Here is a 20,592-nt window from a genome sequence, read left to right as displayed (position 1 = left end):
GAAAGACACGACGATGCCCAACCTGAACCCCGGCCTGGCCTCCTTCATGCGCCTGAGCCCCGTGATCCCGGTTCTCGTGATCGACCGCACCGAAGACGCCGTGCCGCTGGGCCGTGCGCTGGTCGAAGGCGGCCTCAAGGTGCTCGAGATCACGCTGCGCACGCCGAACGCAATCGAAGTGATCCGCGAAATCGCGCAGCAGGTGGACGGGGCCGTGGTGGCCGCCGGCACCGTGACCACGCCTGCACAGTGGGAAGCCGCGGCCGAGGCCGGCGCGCAGTTCATGGTGTCGCCGGGGCTGACACCGGCCCTGATCGAACACGCACAGCACGCTACGACGGGCCTGCTGCCGGGCGTGGCCACGGCATCCGAGCTGATGATCGCGCTGGACGGGGGCTTCACCAACTTCAAGTTCTTCCCGGCCCAGCAGGCCGGCGGCGTCGGCATGCTCAAGGCACTGGGTGGGCCGTTTGCCGACGCCCTGTTCTGCCCCACGGGCGGCATCACGGTTGAGACCGCACCTCAGTTCCTGAGCCTGCCCAATGTGGCCTGCGTGGGCGGTTCGTGGCTGGCGCCCGCAGCGCTGGTGAAGGCGGGTGACTGGAATGCCATCCGCGATCTGGCCCAGGCGGCCTCGACCTTGCGCGCGGCCTGATCACACCGTTGTTGTATGGGGTCGGCGCCATCGCGGCGCAGACTTTTTGACCGACCCGGCTTCCAGGCCTGGTTGGTCTTTTTTTGCTTGAATGCGACGCGGCTCAGCGTGCGTGCGAGATCCACGCCGCAGCGTCTTCCCGCAGCCCGAACGGCGACTTCACCGAGCCGGGGCGCTGCATGGCCACGCCCACGGCCAGCACGTCGATCATCAGCAGGTGCAGGATGCGGGACACCATGGAGAGCTGCTCGGTGCGGCCTTCGACGTGGTCCACCGCCAGCGTCACGGTGGCACGCCGTGCCAGCGGGGAATCGCTCGCGGTGATTGCCACGACGGCGGCGCCCGCATTCAACGCCTTGTCCACCGCATGGATCAGATCCGGCATGGCACCCGAGCGCGACACGGCGACCACGACATCGCCCGGCCCCAGTAGATCGGCCGCCATGGCCTGCAGGGCGCTGTCTGCGTGCGCCGTGGCCGGGATGCCGAAGCGCAGGAACTTGTACTGCCCGTCGACCGCCACGACATGCGAGTTGCCCACCCCGTGGAACTCGACCCGCCGCGCCTGTTGCAGCAAGGCGATGGCACGCCCGATGGCCTGACCGTTGAGCCCGTCACGCAGCGACACGATGGCCGACACCGTGTTGTCCAGCACCTTGGCAGACAGATCGGGCGCGGCATCGTCCACCCTGACCTGGCTGTGCCGCAACGGGATGGTGCCGGTGAGCCCGGAAGCCAGCTTGAGCTTGAAATCCGACAGCCCCTCGAAGCCAAGGCTCCGGCAGAAGCGGATGACGGTGGGCTGGCTCACCTCGGCCTGCCGGGCAATCTCGGCCACCGGCTCGTTCATGAAGGCACGCGGATGGGCCAGCAGGTGATCGGCCACACGCTGCTCGGCGCGGCTCAGCTCGTTGCGCAGGCTCTTGATGCGGGCCATGACGCCCCCATCGTGCAGCGCCGCACCGCGGTCTCGCAGGTGATGGGCGAGCAGCGCCTCCAGCCCCGTGAGCACGGGCCAGGGCGCCGTGATCAGCACGGTGGGCACGGCCGCCAGCCAGCCTGAAAAACGACCCTTGCTTTCGAAGCGTTCACGGAAGCCGCCGGCCGCCAGCAACGGCCCCATGCGCGGCAACAGTTCGCCACCGAGGTACACGCCACCGACCGCGCCCAGCATCAGTGCCACATCGGCCGCCACCGTGCCCAGCATGCGGGCGAACACGCCGACGGCTGCCGCACTGCGCGGCTCACCGGCGTGCGCCTGGTCGATCACGGTGAAGGCATCGGGGGGCGTGTCGGTCCGCGTGCCCAGCGTCTGCCAGATGAAGCGCAGCCCCTGCGCCGACACGAGCCGCTCTGCCGACACATGCGGCCACTGCCGCCACGCCGCCTGCAGGATGGCCAACTCCGTGTCGTCGGCCGGTGCAAAGCTGATGTGGCCACCCTCGCTGCCCAGCGTGATGCGCCGGTCTTCGGCCGGAATGAGGCCCGACACCCCGAGCCCCTCGCCCGGCCCGATCAGGCCGATCACCCCGCCGGCCTGCGCCTGCCCGCCACCCAGCGCCACACAGGCCTCGGGCGGCAGTGCGGGCAGCGCCATGGCCAGCGCCGTGAAGTCGTTGACGACCAGCAAGGTCTCCAGGCCGAGCGCCTCACGCAGCGCCGACACCGACAGACGCCAGCCCTTGTGGGTCAGCACCACTTCGTCGTCGTGCACCGTGCCCGCCACGGCCAGCGCCAGATGCCGCAACGGGCCTGCCTGCCGCCCGGCCTGAGCCACCCAGCCCGCCTTCAGCGCGCTCGCCAATTGGGCCGGTCCTGTACACGCGCGCTGCTCGACCACCGGCACGCCCTGCAGCAGCGGGCCATCGGGCCGGCACAGGCTGAGTCGGCCATGGGGATCCAGCAGGGCAAGCAGACGAGATCCGTCCATCGAAAAAGCAGCGGTCGGCAAGGTGAGTGAGGGTCGAGGCCAGGGCGCGGGTCAGTATAGGGGGAGCGCCTTCTCTTCCCACTTGGTCCGGGGGGAGACCACGCAATCCCTAAGCGGGCCCCTTCTGCATCTGACTTAGCCTGTCTTCAACCCGGGCGGGGTCCACCTCGCCACCGCAATCACAGACACCCCCGCTTGTCCATGGGTTCTAGCCCGGCGGGGCCTTGGTTCGAGGGTCGGCTTAACGATCATCGTTATCAGTGAAGTGACAATGCAGAATCTCGATTTACCGAGCAGTGACACCATGACGACCGACGCCGCAGCCCCTTCCGCCCTGTCCCGCCTGAAGATCGACAGAAGCGTGCAAGCCAAGACTGGGCGCCCCTCCGCCCTGTTGCCCTGGCTCATTGCGGGCGGGGTGGGCCTCGCCGCCGCGGGTGCATGGGCGCTCTATCCGCGCACGGCCGAAGTCACGACGACCTCGGTGGTGCAAAGCACGCCCTCGCAGCAGTATGTCCAGCTCACGGCGTCCGGCTACGTGGTCGCGCAGCGCCGTGCGGCGGTGTCGTCGAAGGCCTCGGGCCGGTTGATCGAGCTCACCGTGCGCGAGGGCTCCAACGTGAAGAAGGGCGAGCTGCTGGCCCGCCTGGACGCCAGCGACATACAGGCCGGCATCATGGCCGCCGAGGCCGCCGTGCTGCAGGCCGAGGCCAACCAGAAGCAGGCCATGGTGCAGCTCATCAACGCACGCGCCGAGACCACCCGTACCCGCAGCCTCGAAGCCCAGGGCTTTGTATCGGGGCAGATGGTCGACAGCGTGGTGAGCAAGAACAAGGCGGTCTTCGCACAGGTGTCGGCCGCGGAAGCCGCGCTGGCCCAGGCCCGCGCCCAGCTCAAGGCGCAGAAGGTGGCGCTCGACTACACCGAGATCCGCGCGCCCTTCGATGGCGTGGTGCTGGTGAAGAACGCCAACGTGGGCGACATCATCATGCCGATGTCGAGCGCGGCCGGTGCACAGGGCGCGGTCGTGACGATGGCCGACATGGGCACGCTCGAAGTTGAGGCGGATGTGTCGGAGGGCAACCTGTCAAAGGCCCGCCCCGGCCAGCCGGTCGAGATCACGCTCGACGCCCTGCCCGGCACACGCTTCAAGGGCCATGTGGTCGGCATCGTGCCCACGGTCGACCGCGCGAAAGCCACGGTCATGACCAAGATCCGCTTCGATCAGCTCGACCCGCGCGTGCTGCCCGAGATGAGCGCCAAGGTGGCCTTTCTGTCTCGCGAGATCACCCACGCCGACCAGCAGCCCGTGACCGCCGTGCCCACCGCCGCCATCACGCGGCAGGGTGATCAGCACGTGGTCTGGCTCGTGCGCCAGGCCGATGACCGCAGCACGGTCGAATCCGTGCCCGTCAAGCCCGGCCGTCAGCTCGGTGAATTCCGCGAAGTCAGTGGACCCATCAAGCCAGGCGACAAGATCGTGGCCTCGCCCCCTGCCCGTCTGAAGGATGGCGCCCGCGTCGCGCTCAGTGCCTCCTGACGTCACCCGCAGTACGACACCATGCAGCCACGCAAGCGTGAACCGGTGATCCGCATCGATCACCTCAGCAAGACCTACACCCGCGGTGGGCAGCCCATCCCGGTCCTGCGCGACATCAACCTCGAGGTGACCGAAGCCGAGTTCGTCTCGCTGATGGGCCCCAGCGGCTCGGGCAAGAGCACGCTGCTGAACCTCATTGCCGGCATCGACCAGCCCAGCAGCGGCACCATCGCCATCAACGGGGTCGACATCGCCACGCTCGATGAAACCGCGCTGGCCGACTGGCGAGCGGCCAACGTCGGCTTCATCTTCCAGTTCTATAACCTGATGCCGGTGCTGACGGCCTACGAGAACGTCGAGCTGCCGCTGCTGCTGACCAACCTCAGCCGCCGTCAGCGCAAGGCCCATGTCGAAGCCGCACTCGAGATGGTGCGGCTGGCCGACCGCATGGACCACTACCCCAACGAGCTCTCGGGCGGCCAGCAGCAGCGCGTGGCCATTGCGCGCGCCCTGGTGACGGACCCGACGCTGATCGTTGCCGACGAGCCCACTGGCGACCTGGACCGCGCCACCGGTGAAGAGGTGCTGGCCCTGATGGACGAGCTGCACCGTGATCTCGGCAAGACCATCGTGATGGTGACGCACGACCCCAAGGCCGCAGCACGCGCCAGCCGCATGATCCACCTCGAGAAGGGCGTGCTGGTCAGCGATCCGGCCGAGGCCCACTGACCGCGCGGGCCACGATGTTCCTGTTCAAGCTGCTGCTGAAGAACGCCTTCCGGCACAAGCTGCGCACGCTGCTGACCATGGTGGGCCTGATCGTGGCCATCAGCGCCTTCGGGCTGCTGCGCACCATCGTCGATGCCTGGTATGCCGGCGTGGATGCCACCTCCAGCACGCGCCTCATCACGCGCAGCGCCATCTCGGTGGGCTACCCGCTGCCGCTGTACTACGCCGAGCGCATCCGCAAGGTCGAAGGCATCACCGACGTGACCTGGGCCAACTGGTTCGGCGGGATCTACATCGACCGCAAGAACTTCTTCGCGCGTTTCGCGGTGGACGGCCCGAGCTATTTTGCGCTTTATCCCGAATACCGCGTCAGCGACGAACACAAGGCAGCCTTCCTGGCCGATCGGCGCGGGGCCATCGTGGGGCGCAAGATCGCGCAGCGCTTCGGCTGGCAGGTGGGCGACACCATCCCGCTACAGGGCAACATCTACCCGGGCAACTGGAACTTCACCATCCGAGGCGTCTACACCGGCGCCGATGCCCGTACTGACGAAACGCTGATGCTGATGCACTGGTCGCTGCTGGCCGAAAGCGTGCGCCAGCGCGTGGGGTCGGCCCAGGCCAACCAGGTCGGCCTGTATGTGGTCGGCATCAAGGATCCGAACCGTGCTGCCGCCATCTCGCAGGAGATCGACGCCCTGTTCCGCAACTCCGGTGCAGAGACCCGCACGGAAACCGAGAAGTCATTCCAGCTGGGCATCGTGGCCATGAGCCAGGCGGTGCTGATGGCGATCCGTGCGGTCAGCTTTGTGGTGGTGCTCATCATCATGGCGGTGATGGCCAACACCATGACGATGACGGCGCGCGAGCGCCTCGCCGAGTACGCCACGCTCAAGGCCCTGGGCTTCTCGCCGGGCTTTGTCGTCAAGCTGCTGTTCGGTGAAAGCCTGATGATCGCGGCCATCGGCGGGGCGCTCGGCATCGCGGCCACCTTCCCGCTGGCCAGCGCCTTTCTGTCGCAGACGCAGCAGCTCTTCAAGGTCTTCGCCGTGTCGCAGGAAACCATGCTGATCCAGGCCGGGGCCGCGCTTGTGGTGGGCCTGATTGCCGCCGCCTGGCCGGCCTGGAAGATGTCGCGCATCGACATCGTTCAAGGCCTCCGCCACATCGCCTGAAGCCCGACCATGCGCGCCATCCCCCTCTCCTACGTGATGCGCAACCTCTGGGTGCGCCGCGTCACCACCGCCTTGACGGCTGGCGGCATGGCGCTGGTGGTGTTCGTGTTCGCCACCGTGCTGATGATGAGCGAGGGCATCAACGAAACCATGGTCGCCACGGGCCAGCTCGACAACGTCATCGTGTTGCGCAAGGGCGCCGGCACCGAGATCAACTCGGCCATCTCGCGCGACCAGGCCGCGGCCATCGAAGCGCTGCCGGCTGTGGCGAACGACAGCCTCGGTCGCAAGCAGCTCTCGCGCGAGGTGGTGGTGCTCAACAACCTGCCCAAGCGCGACAGCGGCGAGCTCAGCAACGTCACGGTGCGCGGCACCAACGCCGTCGGCATCGGGCTGCGGCCGCAGGTCAGGCTGGTGCGGGGGCGGATGTTCCAGCCTGGCACGTCCGAGGTCATCGTCGGCTCGGGCATCGTGCGCGGTTTTGCCAACATGGAGATCGGCCACACGCTGCACTTCGCTGGCCGGGACTGGGTGGTGGTCGGGCACTTCGATGCACAGCGCAGCGGCTTCGACTCCGAGCTCTGGGCCGACAGCGAGCAGGTCATGCAGGCATTTCACCGCGCGGTGTACTCCACCCTGCTCTACCGCCTGAGCCACCCGGGTGCCCTCGATGCCACGCGCCAGGCCATGACCACCGACCCGCGGCTGCAGATGGACGCCAAGCTGGAGCAGCGTTTCTACGCCGAGCAATCCGAGTCGATGTCACGCTTCATCCGGCTACTGGGCCTGTCGCTGTCGGTCATCTTCTCCATCGGGGCCATCGTGGGGGCCATGATCACCATGTTCGCGGCCGTGGCCTCACGCATCGGCGAGATCGGCACCCTGCGCGCGCTGGGCTTCCGCAAGGAGGCCGTGCTGATTGCCTTCCTGGGCGAGTCACTCGGGCTGGCCCTGGTGGGCGGGCTGGTGGGGCTGGGCGCGGCCTCACTGATGCAGATGGTCAACATCTCGACAGTGAACTACCAGACCTTCTCCGAGATCGCCTTCCGGTTCCGGTTCACACCGACGGTGGCGGGCCAGACCATGGCCTTCGCGCTCCTGATGGGCTTTCTGGGCGGGTTCGTGCCGGCCTGGCGCGCCGCACGGCTGAGCATCATCGAGTGCCTGCGGCAGGCGTGATCGGCGCCATGAGTCCCTCGCACCTGCGCTCTTCGCTGATCGCCGCACTGCTTGTGCTGGCTCACTCATTGAGCCTGTCCGGCCCTGCGCTGACGGCCGACGACCGGTCCGCCGCCACACTGACGCCCGCCATGGGCGCACCGGTCGCCACCTCGCGTGCGGCCCTGCTGGCACGGCACGGCCACACCGAGCAGGAGTGGTGGCTGAGCGGCCAGGCGCGCGTGTACGACCGTGCCGGCAGCTGGGACGCCGACGGGCGCTGGGGCGTGACGCCACGTCCGGGCAGCGCCCGACCCTACGCCACGCGCCTGTTGGTGCGCCACCCGACCGACCCGGCGCGCTTCAACGGCATCGTGCTGGTGGAGTGGCTCAACACCACGCTGGGCTTCGACCTGGATGGCGGCTGGATCCTGACCCGCGACGAGCTGCTGCGCGAAGGCTATGCCTGGGTCGGCGTCAGCGTGCAGGCCGAGGCACTGCCGGGCTTGCGAGCGCTGGGCGGCTCGCGCTATGAGGCGCTGAACCTGCCCGGCGACGCACATGCCTGGGACCTTTATGCCGACGCAGCCGAAACCGTGCGCCGGCAGGCCGCGCGTCTGCTGGAACTGCCCGCCCCCCGGCCTGTCCGGCTGGTCGGGCTCGGCTATTCGCAGTCGGCCGTCTTCCTGACCACCTGGCTCAACGTCTTCGAGCCCGCACGCAGGTTGTTCGACGGCTTTCTGCTGCACGGCGCCGCGCCGGCGGCCGCCCCGCTCCATGGCGACGACAGCCATGTCTACGCGCCCCGCTTGCGCGCCGATCTGCCCGTGCCCGTCATGCAGGTTCAGACCGAGATGGAAGTGGCCGTGAGCTGGCCGCTTTCACGCACGCCCGACACGCACCGTGTGCGTTACTGGGAGGTGGCGGGCGCCGCCCACCTGGATGCCGACGTGCATGCTCAGACCCACACCGTGGCCCCCCCCGCCTGGCGCGCCAAGGAGCCCCGCTGCCTGAAGCCGCTCAACACCCTGCCGCTGCGCCATGCCGATGCCGCCGCCTTGCACGCACTGCGCCGCTGGATGACCGAAGGCGTGGCACCCGCCATCGTGCCACGGATGGCGCGCGGCCCCATCGGCTTCCTCACCCACGATGACGATGGCAACGTGGTGGGCGGGTTGCGCTTGCCGGCCATCTCGGCGCCGCTGGCGCAGTTCGGCACCTACGGCAACCTCACCGCCAGCTGGCCCAGCGTGCGTGGCCTCTACACCTGCATCGCCGGAGGCAGCACGACCCCGCTGACGCCGAAGCGGCTGCAGCAACGCCACGGCAACCGTGAAACCTGGCTGCAGGCCGTGCATCGCTCGGCAGATCAGCTGCGGGACGCCGGGCTGCTGCGCCCGGCCGACCATGCCGCTACGCTGGAGACAGCGCGCCGGACGGCCTGGCCCCGTTGAGCGCCGCAGACGACGCGGGCGCCGCGCTCTGCGCCGCAATGGCACGGCGCACCGCCTCGATCTCGGCCGGCCGCGCGCTGAGATGCAGATCCAGCCCGCCATCGCCTTCCGGGGTCGAGACCACCATCAGCATGCGGAAGGCCACGCCGCAGATGTCGTACCAGGCGGGGCCGCCCTGCCCCAGGTCGATGCGGTACATCGGAAAGTTCACGCAGTTGTTGAGGATGAAGCCGGCGCGCAGCGTCTCACCGGCCGGCCGCATGAACAGCCGCCAGACCGACTTCTGCGCGCGATGGTGGTCCAGCAGCGCCAGCAGGTCTGACAGCGCGTCGTGGGCCAGCTGGGCCGCTGTGGGCCGACACCGCAGGGCCAGTTCAGGCAGGCTCAGACTGGCGACTTCCTGGGTCGTGCAGCGCCCTTCGCCGTAGCCCAGCGCATTGCCGAAGTAATCGCGTGGGATGCGCAGCCGGCGGCGTGCGCGCAGGTCGAGCACGATCCCCACACTGCGTTCATGCTGCGGCGGCATCAGCGGTGAAAACTGTTGAAGGCAGAAGGCCGCCACGAGGTCGCTCGAACTCACGCCCGCCGTCGCATCGCCCGCTGCACGGGCCTCGTCCTTCCACCGTTGCACCAGAGAGGCCGGCACACGCAGCACCGCCTTGCGCAACTGCAAGGCCTGCCAGCCCAGGCGAGCGAACAGGCCGATGCGCTCGGGCATGCTCGGGTCGTACAGCAGCCCCGCTTCCTGCGGCACCGGCCGATCGGCCACGATGTCCGTCAGAACCTTCCGATCGAATGCCCGCAATGGCACAGCCTCTCCGCGACATGCCGCAGACCAGTCGCTCATGAACTGCCAGAAGCTGATGCCATCGAACACCGAGTGCGTGCCGTAGCACGACAGCACGATGCCGCCATCCTCGAAGCGCCAGACGTCGACCTGCAGCAGGGGCACATCGCGCCCGACGATGCGCCAGGGCAGAAACGGCTTGAAGTAGCGGCGCAGGTCGCGGCCCATCGGGCGCTCGATACCGTACGTCGGCAGCGGCCCCGCACAGGCATGCACGCGGAAGTCGATGCCCGCATCGTTGCAATCGATGAAGGCATGGCCGTCGCTACCCTTGCGAAGCCGGCCGGTGATGACCGGGTAGCCGCGCAGCACCTCGCGCAAGGCCCGCTCGGCCCGCACGACATCGAAGCCTTGCGGGTAGACCAGCATGACCGGGATACCGACGTGCCCGTTGAACAGGTCCGATCCCGTCAGACGCTGGGGCGGCGCCTGGGTGCCGGCCTGCAGCCGAACATGGCGCAAGAGGGACGACGAAAACCGGGCCATGGCGCCCCTCCCTCAATAGACAAAGGGGATGAGGCGCTTGCGGGTCTGCTTGAAGCGGCGGTAGCTGTCGCCCAAAGCGGCCTCCAGCGCCGCTTCTTCCACATGGATGCGGTAGAGGTAGATCGCCCACGAGCCGACAAGCATCACGCCCAGGCTGAGCAGGTTGCCCAGCATCAGGCCAAAGCCGCCCAGCGTCATCAACGCGCCCAGGTAGGACGGGTGGCGCAGGTAGCGGTACGCCCCCACATCCACCACCTGGTGATCGGACTGCACCGTGACGGTGTGGGTGAAGAAACGACCGAGCGCCGCCCAGCAGTGCATGCGCAGCAACATGCCGGCCACGATGACCGCCACACCGCCGTAGTACGCCATCAGCCGGCCCTCTGCCTGGATCGCGGTGGGCGCGTGCCATGCTGCCAGCACGGCCAGCACCTGCAGTGCGGAGGCCCCCACCGAGATCACCAGCCCCGAATAACGGTCATCGCCATCGTGCCCGCCCGAGAAGGCTTTCTTGCGCTGCAGTTGGCGCCACTCCATCGTCAGGGCCCAGGCCATCACGGCCCAGATGAGCAGGCCCTCAGGCCACACGAAGATCAGGGGGCGAAGGGAGTCCATGGCTGCTCGCTACGTGTTGAATGCTGAGCAGATTGTGGTCGGCGCATTCCGACCGCTTGCCAAGTGCTTTCCCCTGCTGGGCTCCCGCATCCGTGGGGTGCCGGCACACCGCGCGACACGGGCCTGTGCACGGGTCAGAAACGCCCACGCCCGCGTGAAAGCGGGCGTGGCAGCGGGGCCGGTATGCCGCGCGAGAAGCGCGGCGCGGTGCGTCAGGTGGCGCTCTGGATCAGGCCCCGCTCGGCGGCCTCCTGGGGTTCACGCCACTTGATGCTGCAACCGATGCTCGGCTCCTGCTCACCCGGCCCGTACCCCAGATGGGCCACCAGCCGCATCGCATCGAACAACTCGCGCGGGGCATCGTCATCCACCGGCTCCGTCCGGCCCGCGTCCAGTCGGCCGCGGTACTGCAGCCGCATCTCGGCATCGAAACCGAAGAAGTCGGGCGTGCAGACGGCCCCGTATGCACGGGCCACGGCCTGCGTCTCGTCGTGCAGGTAATGGAACGGCAGATCCCACGCCCTCGCCTGCTGCTTCATCGCGGCAAAGCTGTCCTCGGGGTAGGCGCTGGCGTCGTTCGGGTTGATGGCAATCACGTTCACGCCGATGGTGGCCAGTTCGCGGGCGTCGCGGATCAGGCGCGGCATCATGGCCTGCACGTACGGGCAATGGTTGCAGATGAAGGCCACCACGGTGCCGCGGCGGCCCATCAGCTGCTTCAACGAGTGGTAATGGCTGTCCACACCCAGCAGGCGGAACGGGGCGGCAGGCCAGCCGATGTCGGCAATCGGAGTGGTCAGGGCCATGGTCATTTCCTTTCAGACGAGGTACTGCAAGGGAACACGGACGCGGGAGACAAGGCGGCACGACGGGCCTTGGCCTCGTGCTGCACACGCCCTCCCGGACGGGCACGCAGGGCCTTCGTCGGCTGCGCTTTCCGTGATGGAATCACACCCTTTCGGTGAACGCAAGCCCCGCTTCGTAACAGGGCGGGCGGGGGTGGGTGACACACGATTGACACGCCTCAGTACCCCGCGAGCGCTCGCTGGCGCCGCTCCATCATGCGCCAGATGAAGGGGGTGAAGATGAGCTGCATGGCCAGCGCCATCTTGCCGCCCGGCACCACGATGGTGTTCGCCCGCGACATGAAAGAGTCATTGATCATGTTGAGCAGGTACGGGAAATCGATGCCCTTCGGATTGGCAAAACGGATCACGCAGAGGCTCTCGTCGGCCGTGGGAATGTCACGCGCGATGAAGGGGTTGGAGGTGTCCACCACGGGCACGCGCTGAAAGTTGACGTGGGTGTGCGTGAACTGCGGGCAGATGTAGTTCACGTAGTCCGGCATGCGGCGCAGGATGGTGTCGGTCACGGCTTCGGCCGAGTAGCCGCGCACATGCTTGTCGCGCCACAGCTTCTGGATCCACTCGAGGTTGATCACCGGCACCACGCCGATCAGCAGGTCGGGGTAGCGCGCGATGTTCACCTCAGGCGTCACCACGGCGCCATGCAGGCCTTCATAGAACAGCAGGTCCGTGCCGGGCTGCAGATCCTCCCACGGCGTGAACGTGCCGGGCTCTTGTCCGTAGGGCGCGGCCTCCACGGGGTCGTGCAGATAGTGGCGCGTCTTGCCCGAGCCAGTTTCGGAGTAGCTGCGAAACAGCTGCTCCAGCTCGGCAAACAGGTTGGTCTCCGGGCCGAAGTGGCTGAAGTGCCCGTTTCCCGAGCCCTCGGCTTCGGCCTGGCGTGCGCGCATCTCGCTGCGGTCGAATCGATGGAAGCTGTCGCCTTCGATCAGCGCGGCCTTCACGCCCTCGCGGCGGAAGATGGCCTCGAAGGTACGTGTCACCGAGGTGGTGCCGGCACCCGAGGAGCCGGTGATGGCGATGATGGGATGTCGTTCGGACATGGCAGGCCTTTCAGTCGCGGAACAGGCTGCGCTCGGTGAACAATGGGTTCAGGTCGCTGCGGCTGACCGGCTCGTGGTGATAGCGCTCGATGCGCTCGACTTCCGCGCGCGAGCCGAACACCAGCCCGATGCGCTGGTGCAGCGACGTCGGTCGCACGCCCAGCAACGGGTGGCGCCCGGTTGACGCCCTGCCGCCCGCCTGCTCCATGATGAAGCCGATAGGATTGGCCTCGTACAGCAGACGCAGACGGCCAGGGCGGCTGGCATCGCGGGTGTCGCGCGGGTAGAGGAAGACGCCGCCCCGCATGAGGATGCGGTGGGCCTCGGCCACCATGGATGCGATCCAGCGCATGTTGAAGTCCGAACCGCGCGCGCCCGCCGCGCCGGCCAGGCACTCGTCCACATAGCGCTTGACGGGCGGCTCCCAGAAGCGGCTGTTCGACGCGTTGATCGCGAACTCACGCGTGTGCTCGGGCACCTGCAACTGCGGGTGCGTGAGCATGAACTCGCCCAGGTTGGGATCGAGCGTGAAGCCGACCACGCCGTTGCCCACGCTCAGGATGAACATGGTGCTCGGGCCATAGAGCGCATACCCTGCAGCCACCTGAGCCGCGCCCGGCTGCAGGAAGTCGATCTCCTCCGCATCGCGCTCACCGGCCGTCACGCCCGCGGGGGCCCGCAGGATCGAGAAGATGCTGCCCACCGTCAGGTTGACGTCGATGTTGCTCGAGCCATCCAGCGGATCGAACACAAGCAGGTATTTGCCGCGCGGCCAGGCCTGCGGGATCTGATAGGGCTCGGCCATCTCTTCGGAGGCCATGCCCGCCAGATGCCCGGCCCACTCGGTGCGGCGCAGAAAGACCTCGTTGCTCAGCACGTCGAGCGGCTGCTGCACTTCACCTTGCACGTTGCGTTGCCCGCCCACCTGATCGAGGCCGGGTGCCAGGCGGCCGAACGCGACCGTGCGGGCGATGGCCTTGCACGCCAGTGCGACATCGAGGATGAGTGCATTGAGCGCGCCGCTGGCGCCCGGAAAGCGTCGGCGCTGCTCGATCAGGTATTGCGTCAGGGTCAGGGGATGGGTCAGCGACATGGTGACGCTCCAGGGAGGGTTTCGGATTCGGTGGTGGCCTGCCGGAACACCCGGCTGGCGGCAAAGTCGGCGACGGTGAGGGTGGCCAGTGCGGCTTCGTCCAGCACCGCATGGCGTTCGGCAAACAGGCGGCCGGCCTGGCGCAGACGTGCGCGCTCCAGCGCATTGCGCACGCTGCGTGCGTTGGCAAAGTGGGGCTGCTCGCGCCGCAGGCTCACGTAATGAGCGAATGCCTCGCGCGCACCCGGACCGAACCGATAGCGCTGCGCCTCCAGCATGCGATCGGCAATCTGCAGCAGGTCGGACGGGTCGTAGTCCGGGAAGTCGATGTGATGGGCGATGCGGCTGCTCAGCCCCGGGTTGGACTGGAAGAAGGTCTGCATGCGATCGGGGTAGCCCGCCAGGATCACCACCAGGTCATCGCGGTGGTTCTCCATCACCTGCAGCAGGATCTCGATGGCCTCGGCCCCGTAGTCGCGCTCGTTCTCCGGGCGATAGAGGTAGTAGGCCTCGTCGATGAACAGCACACCGCCCATGGCGCGCTTGAGCACCTCTTTCGTCTTGGGCGCCGTGTGGCCGATGTACTGGCCCACCAGGTCGTCACGCGTGACCGACACCAGATGCCCCGTGCGCACGTGCCCCAGTCGGTGCAGGATGGTGGCCATGCGTTGCGCCACCGTGGTCTTGCCCGTGCCCGGGTTGCCGGTGAAGCACATGTGCAGGCTGGGCGTGCCTGTGCCCAGGCCGTGCGCGGCCCGCAGCCGGTCGATCACCAGCAGCGCAGCCAGCTCGCGCACCTTCTGCTTCACGGGCTGCAGACCCACCAGCTCGGTGTCCAGCTCGTCCAGCACCGATTCCACCTGCGTGGCAGCCAGCACCTCGTGCACGGTCCGTGGCGCGCGATCCCGCAGCGCAGGCGCACCGGCTGGATCGGCACCTGGCACGCCATGCTGCTGCGGTGACGATGTCCATGGCTGTTGGGCCTTCGCATCGCGCGGCGTCGCCGGCACCGGCGCCCCGGGCAGCCGGAACACCGGCGCCGTCATGAGGCGGCCCCGGCTCCGTAACGCTCGCCTTCAGGCCGCTCGGCCTCGTAGCCGCGCACGGTGTAGCGCTGCGTGCGGCCCCAACCTTCGGTGCGCACCAGCCCGAAGCCTGCTTCGGATGCGGGCCGCTGCACGATGAAACTCATCGTGATCGACTCGATGCCGCGTGTGGCGTTGAATGCCACCAGCCGGATGTAGTGCTGGGGAAAGGTCGCGCGGCATTCGCCCAGCACCTGCATCACGCCGGCCGCGTCTTCCAGGTCGAACATCGGCATGCCGAACATCTCCCAGTAGGTGTTGCGCGGATGCGGGTCGTCGGTGTATTCCACGCTCCACGCGTGGCCCTGGCGCAGGGCCCACTGGATCTGCAGGCGGATCTCGTCGTCGCTCAGATCGGGCAGGAAGCTGAACTGGCCCTGGGTGAGCCGGCCGGTCGGGTTGGTCATCATGGCGTGCGCTCCGGGTCAGGCAAGGACGGGGGTGGCGACGTGGTCGCTGGTGTCGGTCGAGGCGTAGTTGAAGGCCACGTCCTTCCAGGTGTCGAGCGCCTGGGCCAGCGGCGCGCACCAACGGGCGGCCTGCTGCAGGATCTCGGGGCCTTCCTGGTCGATGTCACGCCCCTCGTTGCGTGCCTTCACCATGGCTTCGAGCGCCACGCGGTTGGCCACGGCGCCGGCCTGGATGCCGGCGGGGTGGCCGATGGTGCCGCCGCCGAACTGCAGGATCACGTCGTCGCCGAACAGGCTCAGCAGCTGGTGCATCTGCCCGGCGTGGATGCCGCCCGAGGCCACCGGCATCACCTTTTTGAGGTCGGCCCAGTCCTGGTCGAAGAACAGCCCGCGCGGCAGATCCTGCCGGTTGTAGGCCTCGCGGCAGACGTTGTAGTAGCCCTGCACCATCAGCGGATCGCCTTCGAGCTTGCCCACGGCGGTGCCTGCATGCAGGTGGTCGACGCCCGCCAGGCGCAGCCACTTGGCCATGACCCGGAAGCTGACCCCGTGCGACTTCTGCCGCGTGTAGGTGCCATGGCCGGCACGGTGCATGTGCACGATCATGTCGTGCTTGCGTGCCCAGTTGGCCAGGCTCTGGATGGCGCTCCAGCCAACGATCAGGTCGACCATGACGACGACCGAGCCCAACTCCTTCGCAAACTCGGCGCGCTCGTAGATGTCTTCCATCGTCGCGCCGGTCACGTTCAGGTAGCTGCCCTTGACCTCGCCCGTGGCGGCGCTGGCCTTGTTGACCGCGTCCATCACGTACAGAAAGCGGTCGCGCCAGTGCATGAAGGGCTGCGAGTTGATGTTCTCGTCGTCCTTCATGAAATCGAGCCCGCCCTTCAGGCCTTCGTAGATCACGCGGCCATAGTTGCGGCCGGACAGGCCGAGCTTGGGCTTGGTGGTGGCGCCCAGCAGCGGGCGGCCGAACTTGTCGAGCCGCTCGCGTTCGACGATCAAGCCGGTGGGCGGGCCCTTGAAGGTCTTGACATAGGCCACCGGGATGCGGATGTCCTCCAGCCGGCAGGCCTTCAGCGGCTTGAAGCTGAAGACGTTGCCGATCAGGCTGGCCGTCATGTTGGCGATCGAGCCTTCCTCGAAGAGGATGAGGTCATAGGCCACCCACGCGAACACCTGTCCCGGCTGGCCGGGCACGGGCTCCACCTTGAAGGCCTTGGCCCGGTAGGTGTCGCAGGCCGTGAGGCGGTCCGTCCAGACCACCGTCCAGGTGGCGGTGCTGCTTTCGCCGGCCACCGCGGCCGCGGCCTCGACCGGGTCCACGCCGTCCTGCGGCGTGATGCGGAAGAGGCACACCACGTCCGTGTCCTTCGGAACGTAGTCGGGCTCCCAATAGCCCATCTGGCGGTACTTCAGCACCCCGGCGCTGTAGCGCTGCCGGGCGTCGCGGATGATGCCCTCTTCGACTGGCTTGTTCATGACCTGCCCCCATGTCTGATCGATGGATCAGCCGACTGTAGGAAGCGAGGTCGCTAAGGTAAATTCAGTTTTTCTTTTCAGCCAGTTCAGCAATCACTTAACAAACCACCTCACGCAGGTGACGCTTCCGCGTTCTGAGGAACCAGCAACTTGGCCACCAGGGCACCGGCGTACCGGGCGTCGAGCGGAATGCGCACGTGCAGCGGGCTGCCGGGTGCCGCGGTGATCGGATCGCCGTCCATGTTGCGCATGGCGTCCAGCCGGAACTGCAGGTTGCCCTTCGGGTGGATGATCTCCAGCGTGTCGCCCACATCGAAGCGGTTCTTGACCTCGACCTCGGCCCAGCCATCGGTACCCGTTTCACGCACTTCGGCCACGAACTGGCTGCGGTGGAACTGCGAGTGCCCCGCGATGTAGTTCTGGTAGTCCTGGGCCGGGCGGCGCTGCAGGAAGCCGCTGGTGTAGCCGCGGTTGGCCATGCCTTCGAGCTGCAGCAGCAGGTCGGGGTTGAACGACCGGCCGGCCACGGCGTCGTCGATGGCCTGACGGTAGACCTGGGCAACGCGCGCCACGTAATACAGCGACTTGGTGCGGCCTTCGACCTTGAGCGAATCGACCCCGATCTCGGCCAGGCGCGCCACATGCTCGACGGCCCGCAGGTCCTTCGAGTTCATGATGTAGGTGCCGTGCTCGTCTTCCATGATGGGCATCAGCTCACCCGGGCGCTCGGCTTCTTCCAGCAGGTAGACCCGGTCGGCCGCCGGGTGGCGCTTGCCGTCGCCGCAGCCGGAGAAGGCCTTCTCGGCCGCTTCCTGCTCGCGGGCGAAATTGAAGTCGCCTTCCAGTTTCAGCGGCACCGCCTCGCCGGTGTCGGACTGCTCGGTGGCGCCGTGGGTCTTGTACTCCCAGCGGCAGGCGTTGGTGCAGGTGCCCTGGTTGGGGTCACGGCGGTTGAAGTAGCCCGACAGCAGGCAGCGGCCCGAGTAGGCAATGCACAGCGCGCCGTGCACGAACACCTCCAGCTCCATGTCGGGGCATTCCTGGCGGATCTGCTCGATCTCGTCCAGGCTCAGCTCGCGCGACAGGATGATGCGCTGCACCCCCACCTTGCCCCAGAACTTCACGGAGGCGTGGTTGACCGTGTTGGCCTGCACCGACAGGTGGATGGGCACCTCGGGCCACTTCTCGCGCACCATCATGATCAGGCCCGGGTCGGCCATGATCAGGCCATCGGGCTTCATCGCGATCACGGGCTCGATGTCCCGTAGATAGGTGCGCACCTTGTCGTTGTGCGGCAGCAGGTTGCTGGTAACGTAGAACTTCTTGCCGCGCGCGCGGGCCTCTTCGATGCCCTGCTGCAACTGTTCCAGGCGGAACTCGTTGTTGCGGGCACGCAGGCTGTAGCGCGGCTGGCCGGCGTAGATCGCATCGGCGCCAAAGTCATAGGCGGCGCGCATCTTGTCGAGCGAGCCGGCGGGCAGGAGCAGTTCGGGGGCTGGGCGTTTCACGGGCGGTATTGTCGCTGTTCGCGGGTCTCACGGCATCCCCCGGCGCGATCCCCCCACCCCACCACCGCGTATTCACCTCGCTTCCACCGCATGCGCAGCGTCACCTTTCGTCAACTCCGCGTCTTCACCGAGGTCGCGCGGCACCTGAGCTTTGCACGCGCGGCCGAGGCCCTGCACCTCACGCCGCCAGCCGTGACCATGCAGGTCAAGGAGCTGGAAGGCCACGTGGGCCTGCCGCTGTTCGAGCGCCAGGGGCGCCAGGTGCAGCTCACGATGGCGGGCGAGTACTTTCTGGTCTACGCGCGCCGGCTGCTGTCCACGCTGAAGGACGCGGAAAACGTCATGGCCCGCTTCCGCAAGGTGGAAACCGGCGTGCTGACCATCGGCCTGCTGAGCACCGCCGGCTACTTCCTGCCCGCGCTGCTGGCGCGCTTCCAGGCCGAGCACCCCGGCATCGACGTGCGGCTGGACGTCACGCGCGACCTGAGCAAGCTGCTGGACCGCCTGCATGGCAACGAGATCGATCTGGCCGTGATGGGCCGCCCCCCGCGCGAGGTCGCCATGCGGGCCGAGCCCTTTGCCGCACACCCCATGGTGTTCGTGTGCCCGCCGGGCCACCCGCTGCTGGGCGTGGGCCACCCGCCGCTCGACGCGCTGGTGCGCCACCCGCTGATCGTGCGCGAGCCCGGAGCCGAGGTGCGCGCGGCGCTGGACGCCTACCTGCGCGAACACCGGCTCGACCCGCGCGTGGCCATGGCCATCCCGAGCAACGAGACGCTGAAGGCCTCGGTGATGGCGGGCATGGGCATCGGCTTTCTGTCGTTGCACGCGGTGGCCAGCGAACTGCGCGCGGGCCTGCTGCACGTCGTCGAGTTCGAGGACACGCCGGTGGTGCGCACCTGGAACATCGTGCACGAGGCCTCGAAGGTGTTGTCGCCGGCGGCCGAGGCCTTCCGCTACTTCCTGCTGGACGAAGCCGAGGCCCTGCTGGCCGCGCAGGCCGAGGCGCTGCTGGGCCAGCCGATCAAGGCTGCGATCGAGTCCCGCTGAGCGCCAGCGAGGCCTTCGGGTCGCGGAACACCAGCGGCTGCTCGCGCACACCGGCTTCGGCCTGCGCAACGGCCTGCTCGATCAGGTAATGGTGCGGCGACAGGCTGCACACCGGGTCGGCCGCGGCCGGGTCCTGCGTGAGCATGTAGGCCTGACAGCGGCACCCACCCAGGTCCTTTTCCTTCTCGGGGCAGGTACGGCACGGGTCTTTCATCCAGCCGTCGCCCCGGTAGCGGTTGAAGCCTTCGGACGCGTACCAGATGGACTCGATCGACTGCTCGCGCACGTTCGGAAAGGCCAGCCCGGGCAGCATCTTCGCGGTGTGGCATGGCAGGGCGGTGCCATCGGGCGTGACGGTCAGGAAGACATTGCCCCAGCCATTCATGCACTTCTTGGGCCGGTCACCGTGGTAGTCGGGCACGACGAAGAACAGGCGCATGCGGTCGCCGAGCTTCTCGCGCCAGGCCTGGGTGGTGCGCTCGGCGGCTTCCAGCTGCGCGCGGGTGGGCAGCAGCTGCGCGCGGTTCAGGTGGGCCCATGAGTAGTACTGGCTGTTGGCCAGTTCCATGTACTCGGCACCCAGCGCGTCGCCCATCGCGATGATCTCGCCGATGTGGTCGATGTTCAGGCGGTGCAGCACCACGTTCATCACCATCGGGTAGCCATGGGCCTTGATCAGGCCGGCCACCTTCTGCTTGAGCTCGAAGGTCTTGGTGCTGGACAGGAAATCGTTGACCTCGCGCGTGGCGTCCTGAAACGACAGCTGGATGTGGTCCAGACCGGCGGCCTTGAGCGCGGCAATGCGCGACTCGGTCAGGCCCACGCCCGATGTGAGCAGGTTGGTATAGAAGCCCAGGCGGTGTGCCTCGGCCACGATGGCTTCGAGGTCGTCACGCACCAGCGGCTCGCCGCCCGACAAGCCGAGCTGCACGCTGCCGGCGGCGCGGGCCTCGCGCAACACGCGGAACCAGTCTTCGGTGCTCAGCTCCTGCTCGGGCGTCGTCTGTGCGAAGTCCACCGGGTTGTAGCAGAACACGCAGTGCAGCGGGCAGCGGTAAGTCAGCTCGGCCAGCAGCCAGAGCGGCGGGCCGGGGCGCGGCGCGGAAGCCGAAGGCCGGTCGGGCGCGGCCGTCATGTCGACGCTCATGCGGGCACCACCGGCGTGATGTCCAGCCAGCGCTGGGCACGTGCCATGTCGACAAAGGCCAGCACGTCGGCCTGCAAGCCCGTGGTCTGGAAGGCCTGCTCCAGCTCGGTCACGATGGCCTGCACGCTGCGCTCACCATTGCAGCGCTGCATGATCTCGCCCGCGCTGCGGTTCAGCTTGATCATGCCCTCGGGGTAGAGCAGCACCCACGCATCCTGGGCCGCCTCCCATTGCAGCCGATAAGGCGCGCGCACGCGGGGTGTGTCGTCCGGCGCGGTCTGTGTGGCAGGCAGGTTGGCGTCGCTCATGCTGTCGTGTC

At 67.8% G+C, this 20,592-nt stretch carries 19 protein-coding genes; 7 read left to right on the top strand and 12 right to left on the bottom strand.

What is annotated here, in order from left to right; translation table 11 throughout:
- Positions 1-13: 13 nt before the first annotated feature.
- On the top strand, positions 14-655 hold the full coding sequence (gene eda / locus Q0Z44_RS07725) for a bifunctional 4-hydroxy-2-oxoglutarate aldolase/2-dehydro-3-deoxy-phosphogluconate aldolase (protein WP_298011580.1): 642 nt from the start codon (positions 14-16) through the stop codon (positions 653-655).
- A gap of 103 nt (positions 656-758) precedes the next feature.
- Here eda and Q0Z44_RS07720 read toward each other — a convergent pair whose 3' ends face one another.
- Entirely contained in the window at positions 759-2,585 is a 1,827-nt protein-coding gene (locus Q0Z44_RS07720) for a glucokinase (RefSeq protein WP_298011579.1), read from the bottom strand.
- Between the two features lie 304 nt (positions 2,586-2,889).
- Between Q0Z44_RS07720 and Q0Z44_RS07715 the strand changes: the two genes are divergently transcribed.
- From Q0Z44_RS07715 to Q0Z44_RS07695, 5 genes are read left to right on the top strand one after another with little or no spacing between them, the layout of a single operon-like run.
- Positions 2,890-4,125 carry an efflux RND transporter periplasmic adaptor subunit gene (locus Q0Z44_RS07715; RefSeq protein ID WP_298011577.1) on the top strand — a complete coding sequence of 412 codons (1,236 nt, stop codon included), beginning with the start codon at positions 2,890-2,892 and terminating at the stop codon, positions 4,123-4,125.
- Positions 4,126-4,146: 21 nt separating this feature from the next.
- Positions 4,147-4,854 (top strand): ABC transporter ATP-binding protein, encoded by a 708-nt coding sequence (locus Q0Z44_RS07710; protein WP_298011576.1) that lies wholly within the window; start codon positions 4,147-4,149, stop codon positions 4,852-4,854.
- Positions 4,855-4,868: 14 nt separating this feature from the next.
- Positions 4,869-6,029 carry an ABC transporter permease gene (locus Q0Z44_RS07705; protein WP_298011575.1) on the top strand — a complete coding sequence of 387 codons (1,161 nt, stop codon included), beginning with the start codon at positions 4,869-4,871 and terminating at the stop codon, positions 6,027-6,029.
- A 9-nt stretch (positions 6,030-6,038) separates the two neighbouring features.
- Entirely contained in the window at positions 6,039-7,208 is a 1,170-nt protein-coding gene (locus Q0Z44_RS07700; RefSeq protein WP_298011574.1) for an ABC transporter permease, read from the top strand.
- 8 nt (positions 7,209-7,216) lie between these two features.
- A complete protein-coding gene (locus Q0Z44_RS07695) occupies positions 7,217-8,641 on the top strand; it encodes an alpha/beta hydrolase domain-containing protein (RefSeq protein WP_298011573.1) in 1,425 nt (474 codons plus the stop codon).
- Here Q0Z44_RS07695 and Q0Z44_RS07690 read toward each other — a convergent pair.
- From Q0Z44_RS07690 to yegQ, 9 genes are all read right to left on the bottom strand, one after another.
- Positions 8,601-9,974, bottom strand: coding sequence for an acyltransferase (locus tag Q0Z44_RS07690; RefSeq protein ID WP_298011571.1), 1,374 nt, complete (start codon positions 9,972-9,974; stop codon positions 8,601-8,603). The two genes, Q0Z44_RS07695 and Q0Z44_RS07690, sit on opposite strands and share 41 nt — an antisense overlap.
- 12 nt (positions 9,975-9,986) lie before the next feature.
- Positions 9,987-10,589, bottom strand: coding sequence for an isoprenylcysteine carboxylmethyltransferase family protein (locus Q0Z44_RS07685; RefSeq protein WP_298011570.1), 603 nt, complete (start codon positions 10,587-10,589; stop codon positions 9,987-9,989).
- 212 nt (positions 10,590-10,801) lie between these two features.
- A complete protein-coding gene (locus Q0Z44_RS07680; protein WP_298011569.1) occupies positions 10,802-11,395 on the bottom strand; it encodes a thioredoxin family protein in 594 nt (197 codons plus the stop codon).
- A gap of 218 nt (positions 11,396-11,613) precedes the next feature.
- Positions 11,614-12,498, bottom strand: coding sequence for a phosphoribulokinase (locus Q0Z44_RS07675; protein WP_109037051.1), 885 nt, complete (start codon positions 12,496-12,498; stop codon positions 11,614-11,616).
- Between the two features lie 10 nt (positions 12,499-12,508).
- On the bottom strand, positions 12,509-13,591 hold the full coding sequence (locus tag Q0Z44_RS07670; RefSeq protein WP_298011568.1) for a class 1 fructose-bisphosphatase: 1,083 nt from the start codon (positions 13,589-13,591) through the stop codon (positions 12,509-12,511).
- Positions 13,582-14,637 (bottom strand): CbbX protein, encoded by a 1,056-nt coding sequence (cbbX, locus tag Q0Z44_RS07665; RefSeq protein WP_298011567.1) that lies wholly within the window; start codon positions 14,635-14,637, stop codon positions 13,582-13,584. The genes Q0Z44_RS07670 and cbbX overlap by 10 nt, the downstream gene beginning before the upstream one ends.
- Entirely contained in the window at positions 14,634-15,086 is a 453-nt protein-coding gene (locus Q0Z44_RS07660; protein ID WP_298011565.1) for a ribulose bisphosphate carboxylase small subunit, read from the bottom strand. The genes cbbX and Q0Z44_RS07660 overlap by 4 nt, the downstream gene beginning before the upstream one ends.
- Positions 15,087-15,101: 15 nt before the next feature.
- Entirely contained in the window at positions 15,102-16,568 is a 1,467-nt protein-coding gene (locus tag Q0Z44_RS07655; RefSeq protein WP_298011564.1) for a form I ribulose bisphosphate carboxylase large subunit, read from the bottom strand.
- Between the two features lie 110 nt (positions 16,569-16,678).
- Positions 16,679-18,076: a tRNA 5-hydroxyuridine modification protein YegQ gene (yegQ, locus tag Q0Z44_RS07650; RefSeq protein ID WP_298011563.1), complete on the bottom strand. Its 1,398-nt coding sequence runs from the start codon at positions 18,074-18,076 to the stop codon at positions 16,679-16,681.
- 90 nt (positions 18,077-18,166) lie between these two features.
- Between yegQ and Q0Z44_RS07645 the strand changes: the two genes are divergently transcribed.
- Positions 18,167-19,126 carry a LysR family transcriptional regulator gene (locus Q0Z44_RS07645; RefSeq protein WP_298011562.1) on the top strand — a complete coding sequence of 320 codons (960 nt, stop codon included), beginning with the start codon at positions 18,167-18,169 and terminating at the stop codon, positions 19,124-19,126.
- Here the strand turns inward: Q0Z44_RS07645 and pqqE are convergent.
- Together pqqE and pqqD are read right to left on the bottom strand one after the other, a co-directional pair.
- The gene (gene pqqE, locus Q0Z44_RS07640) at positions 19,101-20,273 is read right to left on the bottom strand and encodes a pyrroloquinoline quinone biosynthesis protein PqqE (protein WP_298011560.1); all 1,173 of its coding nucleotides are present in this window, start codon (positions 20,271-20,273) and stop codon (positions 19,101-19,103) included. The two genes, Q0Z44_RS07645 and pqqE, sit on opposite strands and share 26 nt — an antisense overlap.
- Positions 20,270-20,581 (bottom strand): pyrroloquinoline quinone biosynthesis peptide chaperone PqqD, encoded by a 312-nt coding sequence (gene pqqD / locus Q0Z44_RS07635; RefSeq protein ID WP_298011559.1) that lies wholly within the window; start codon positions 20,579-20,581, stop codon positions 20,270-20,272. Before pqqD ends, pqqE begins: the two co-directional genes overlap by 4 nt.
- Between the last annotated feature and the right edge of the window lie 11 nt (positions 20,582-20,592).

The sequence above is a fragment of the uncultured Aquabacterium sp. genome (assembly GCF_947366995.1).
Lineage (GTDB): Bacteria > Pseudomonadota > Gammaproteobacteria > Burkholderiales > Burkholderiaceae_C > Aquabacterium.
Note: the sequence above shows the minus strand (reverse complement) of the source record. Positions and strands in the feature narration are given on the sequence as shown.

Excerpts from the sequence above, each read along its gene's own strand:
- eda (WP_298011580.1), top strand. The coding sequence starts at position 14 with ATGCCCAACCTGAACCCCGGCCTGGCCTCCTTCATGCGCCTGAGCCCC.
- Q0Z44_RS07720 (WP_298011579.1), bottom strand. The coding sequence starts at position 2,585 with ATGGACGGATCTCGTCTGCTTGCCCTGCTGGATCCCCATGGCCGACTC.
- Q0Z44_RS07715 (WP_298011577.1), top strand. The coding sequence starts at position 2,890 with ATGACGACCGACGCCGCAGCCCCTTCCGCCCTGTCCCGCCTGAAGATC.
- Q0Z44_RS07710 (WP_298011576.1), top strand. The coding sequence starts at position 4,147 with ATGCAGCCACGCAAGCGTGAACCGGTGATCCGCATCGATCACCTCAGC.
- Q0Z44_RS07705 (WP_298011575.1), top strand. The coding sequence starts at position 4,869 with ATGTTCCTGTTCAAGCTGCTGCTGAAGAACGCCTTCCGGCACAAGCTG.
- Q0Z44_RS07700 (WP_298011574.1), top strand. The coding sequence starts at position 6,039 with ATGCGCGCCATCCCCCTCTCCTACGTGATGCGCAACCTCTGGGTGCGC.
- Q0Z44_RS07695 (WP_298011573.1), top strand. The coding sequence starts at position 7,217 with ATGAGTCCCTCGCACCTGCGCTCTTCGCTGATCGCCGCACTGCTTGTG.
- Q0Z44_RS07690 (WP_298011571.1), bottom strand. The coding sequence starts at position 9,974 with ATGGCCCGGTTTTCGTCGTCCCTCTTGCGCCATGTTCGGCTGCAGGCC.
- Q0Z44_RS07685 (WP_298011570.1), bottom strand. The coding sequence starts at position 10,589 with ATGGACTCCCTTCGCCCCCTGATCTTCGTGTGGCCTGAGGGCCTGCTC.
- Q0Z44_RS07680 (WP_298011569.1), bottom strand. The coding sequence starts at position 11,395 with ATGGCCCTGACCACTCCGATTGCCGACATCGGCTGGCCTGCCGCCCCG.
- Q0Z44_RS07675 (WP_109037051.1), bottom strand. The coding sequence starts at position 12,498 with ATGTCCGAACGACATCCCATCATCGCCATCACCGGCTCCTCGGGTGCC.
- Q0Z44_RS07670 (WP_298011568.1), bottom strand. The coding sequence starts at position 13,591 with ATGTCGCTGACCCATCCCCTGACCCTGACGCAATACCTGATCGAGCAG.
- cbbX (WP_298011567.1), bottom strand. The coding sequence starts at position 14,637 with ATGACGGCGCCGGTGTTCCGGCTGCCCGGGGCGCCGGTGCCGGCGACG.
- Q0Z44_RS07660 (WP_298011565.1), bottom strand. The coding sequence starts at position 15,086 with ATGATGACCAACCCGACCGGCCGGCTCACCCAGGGCCAGTTCAGCTTC.
- Q0Z44_RS07655 (WP_298011564.1), bottom strand. The coding sequence starts at position 16,568 with ATGAACAAGCCAGTCGAAGAGGGCATCATCCGCGACGCCCGGCAGCGC.
- Q0Z44_RS07645 (WP_298011562.1), top strand. The coding sequence starts at position 18,167 with ATGCGCAGCGTCACCTTTCGTCAACTCCGCGTCTTCACCGAGGTCGCG.
- pqqE (WP_298011560.1), bottom strand. The coding sequence starts at position 20,273 with ATGAGCGTCGACATGACGGCCGCGCCCGACCGGCCTTCGGCTTCCGCG.
- pqqD (WP_298011559.1), bottom strand. The coding sequence starts at position 20,581 with ATGAGCGACGCCAACCTGCCTGCCACACAGACCGCGCCGGACGACACA.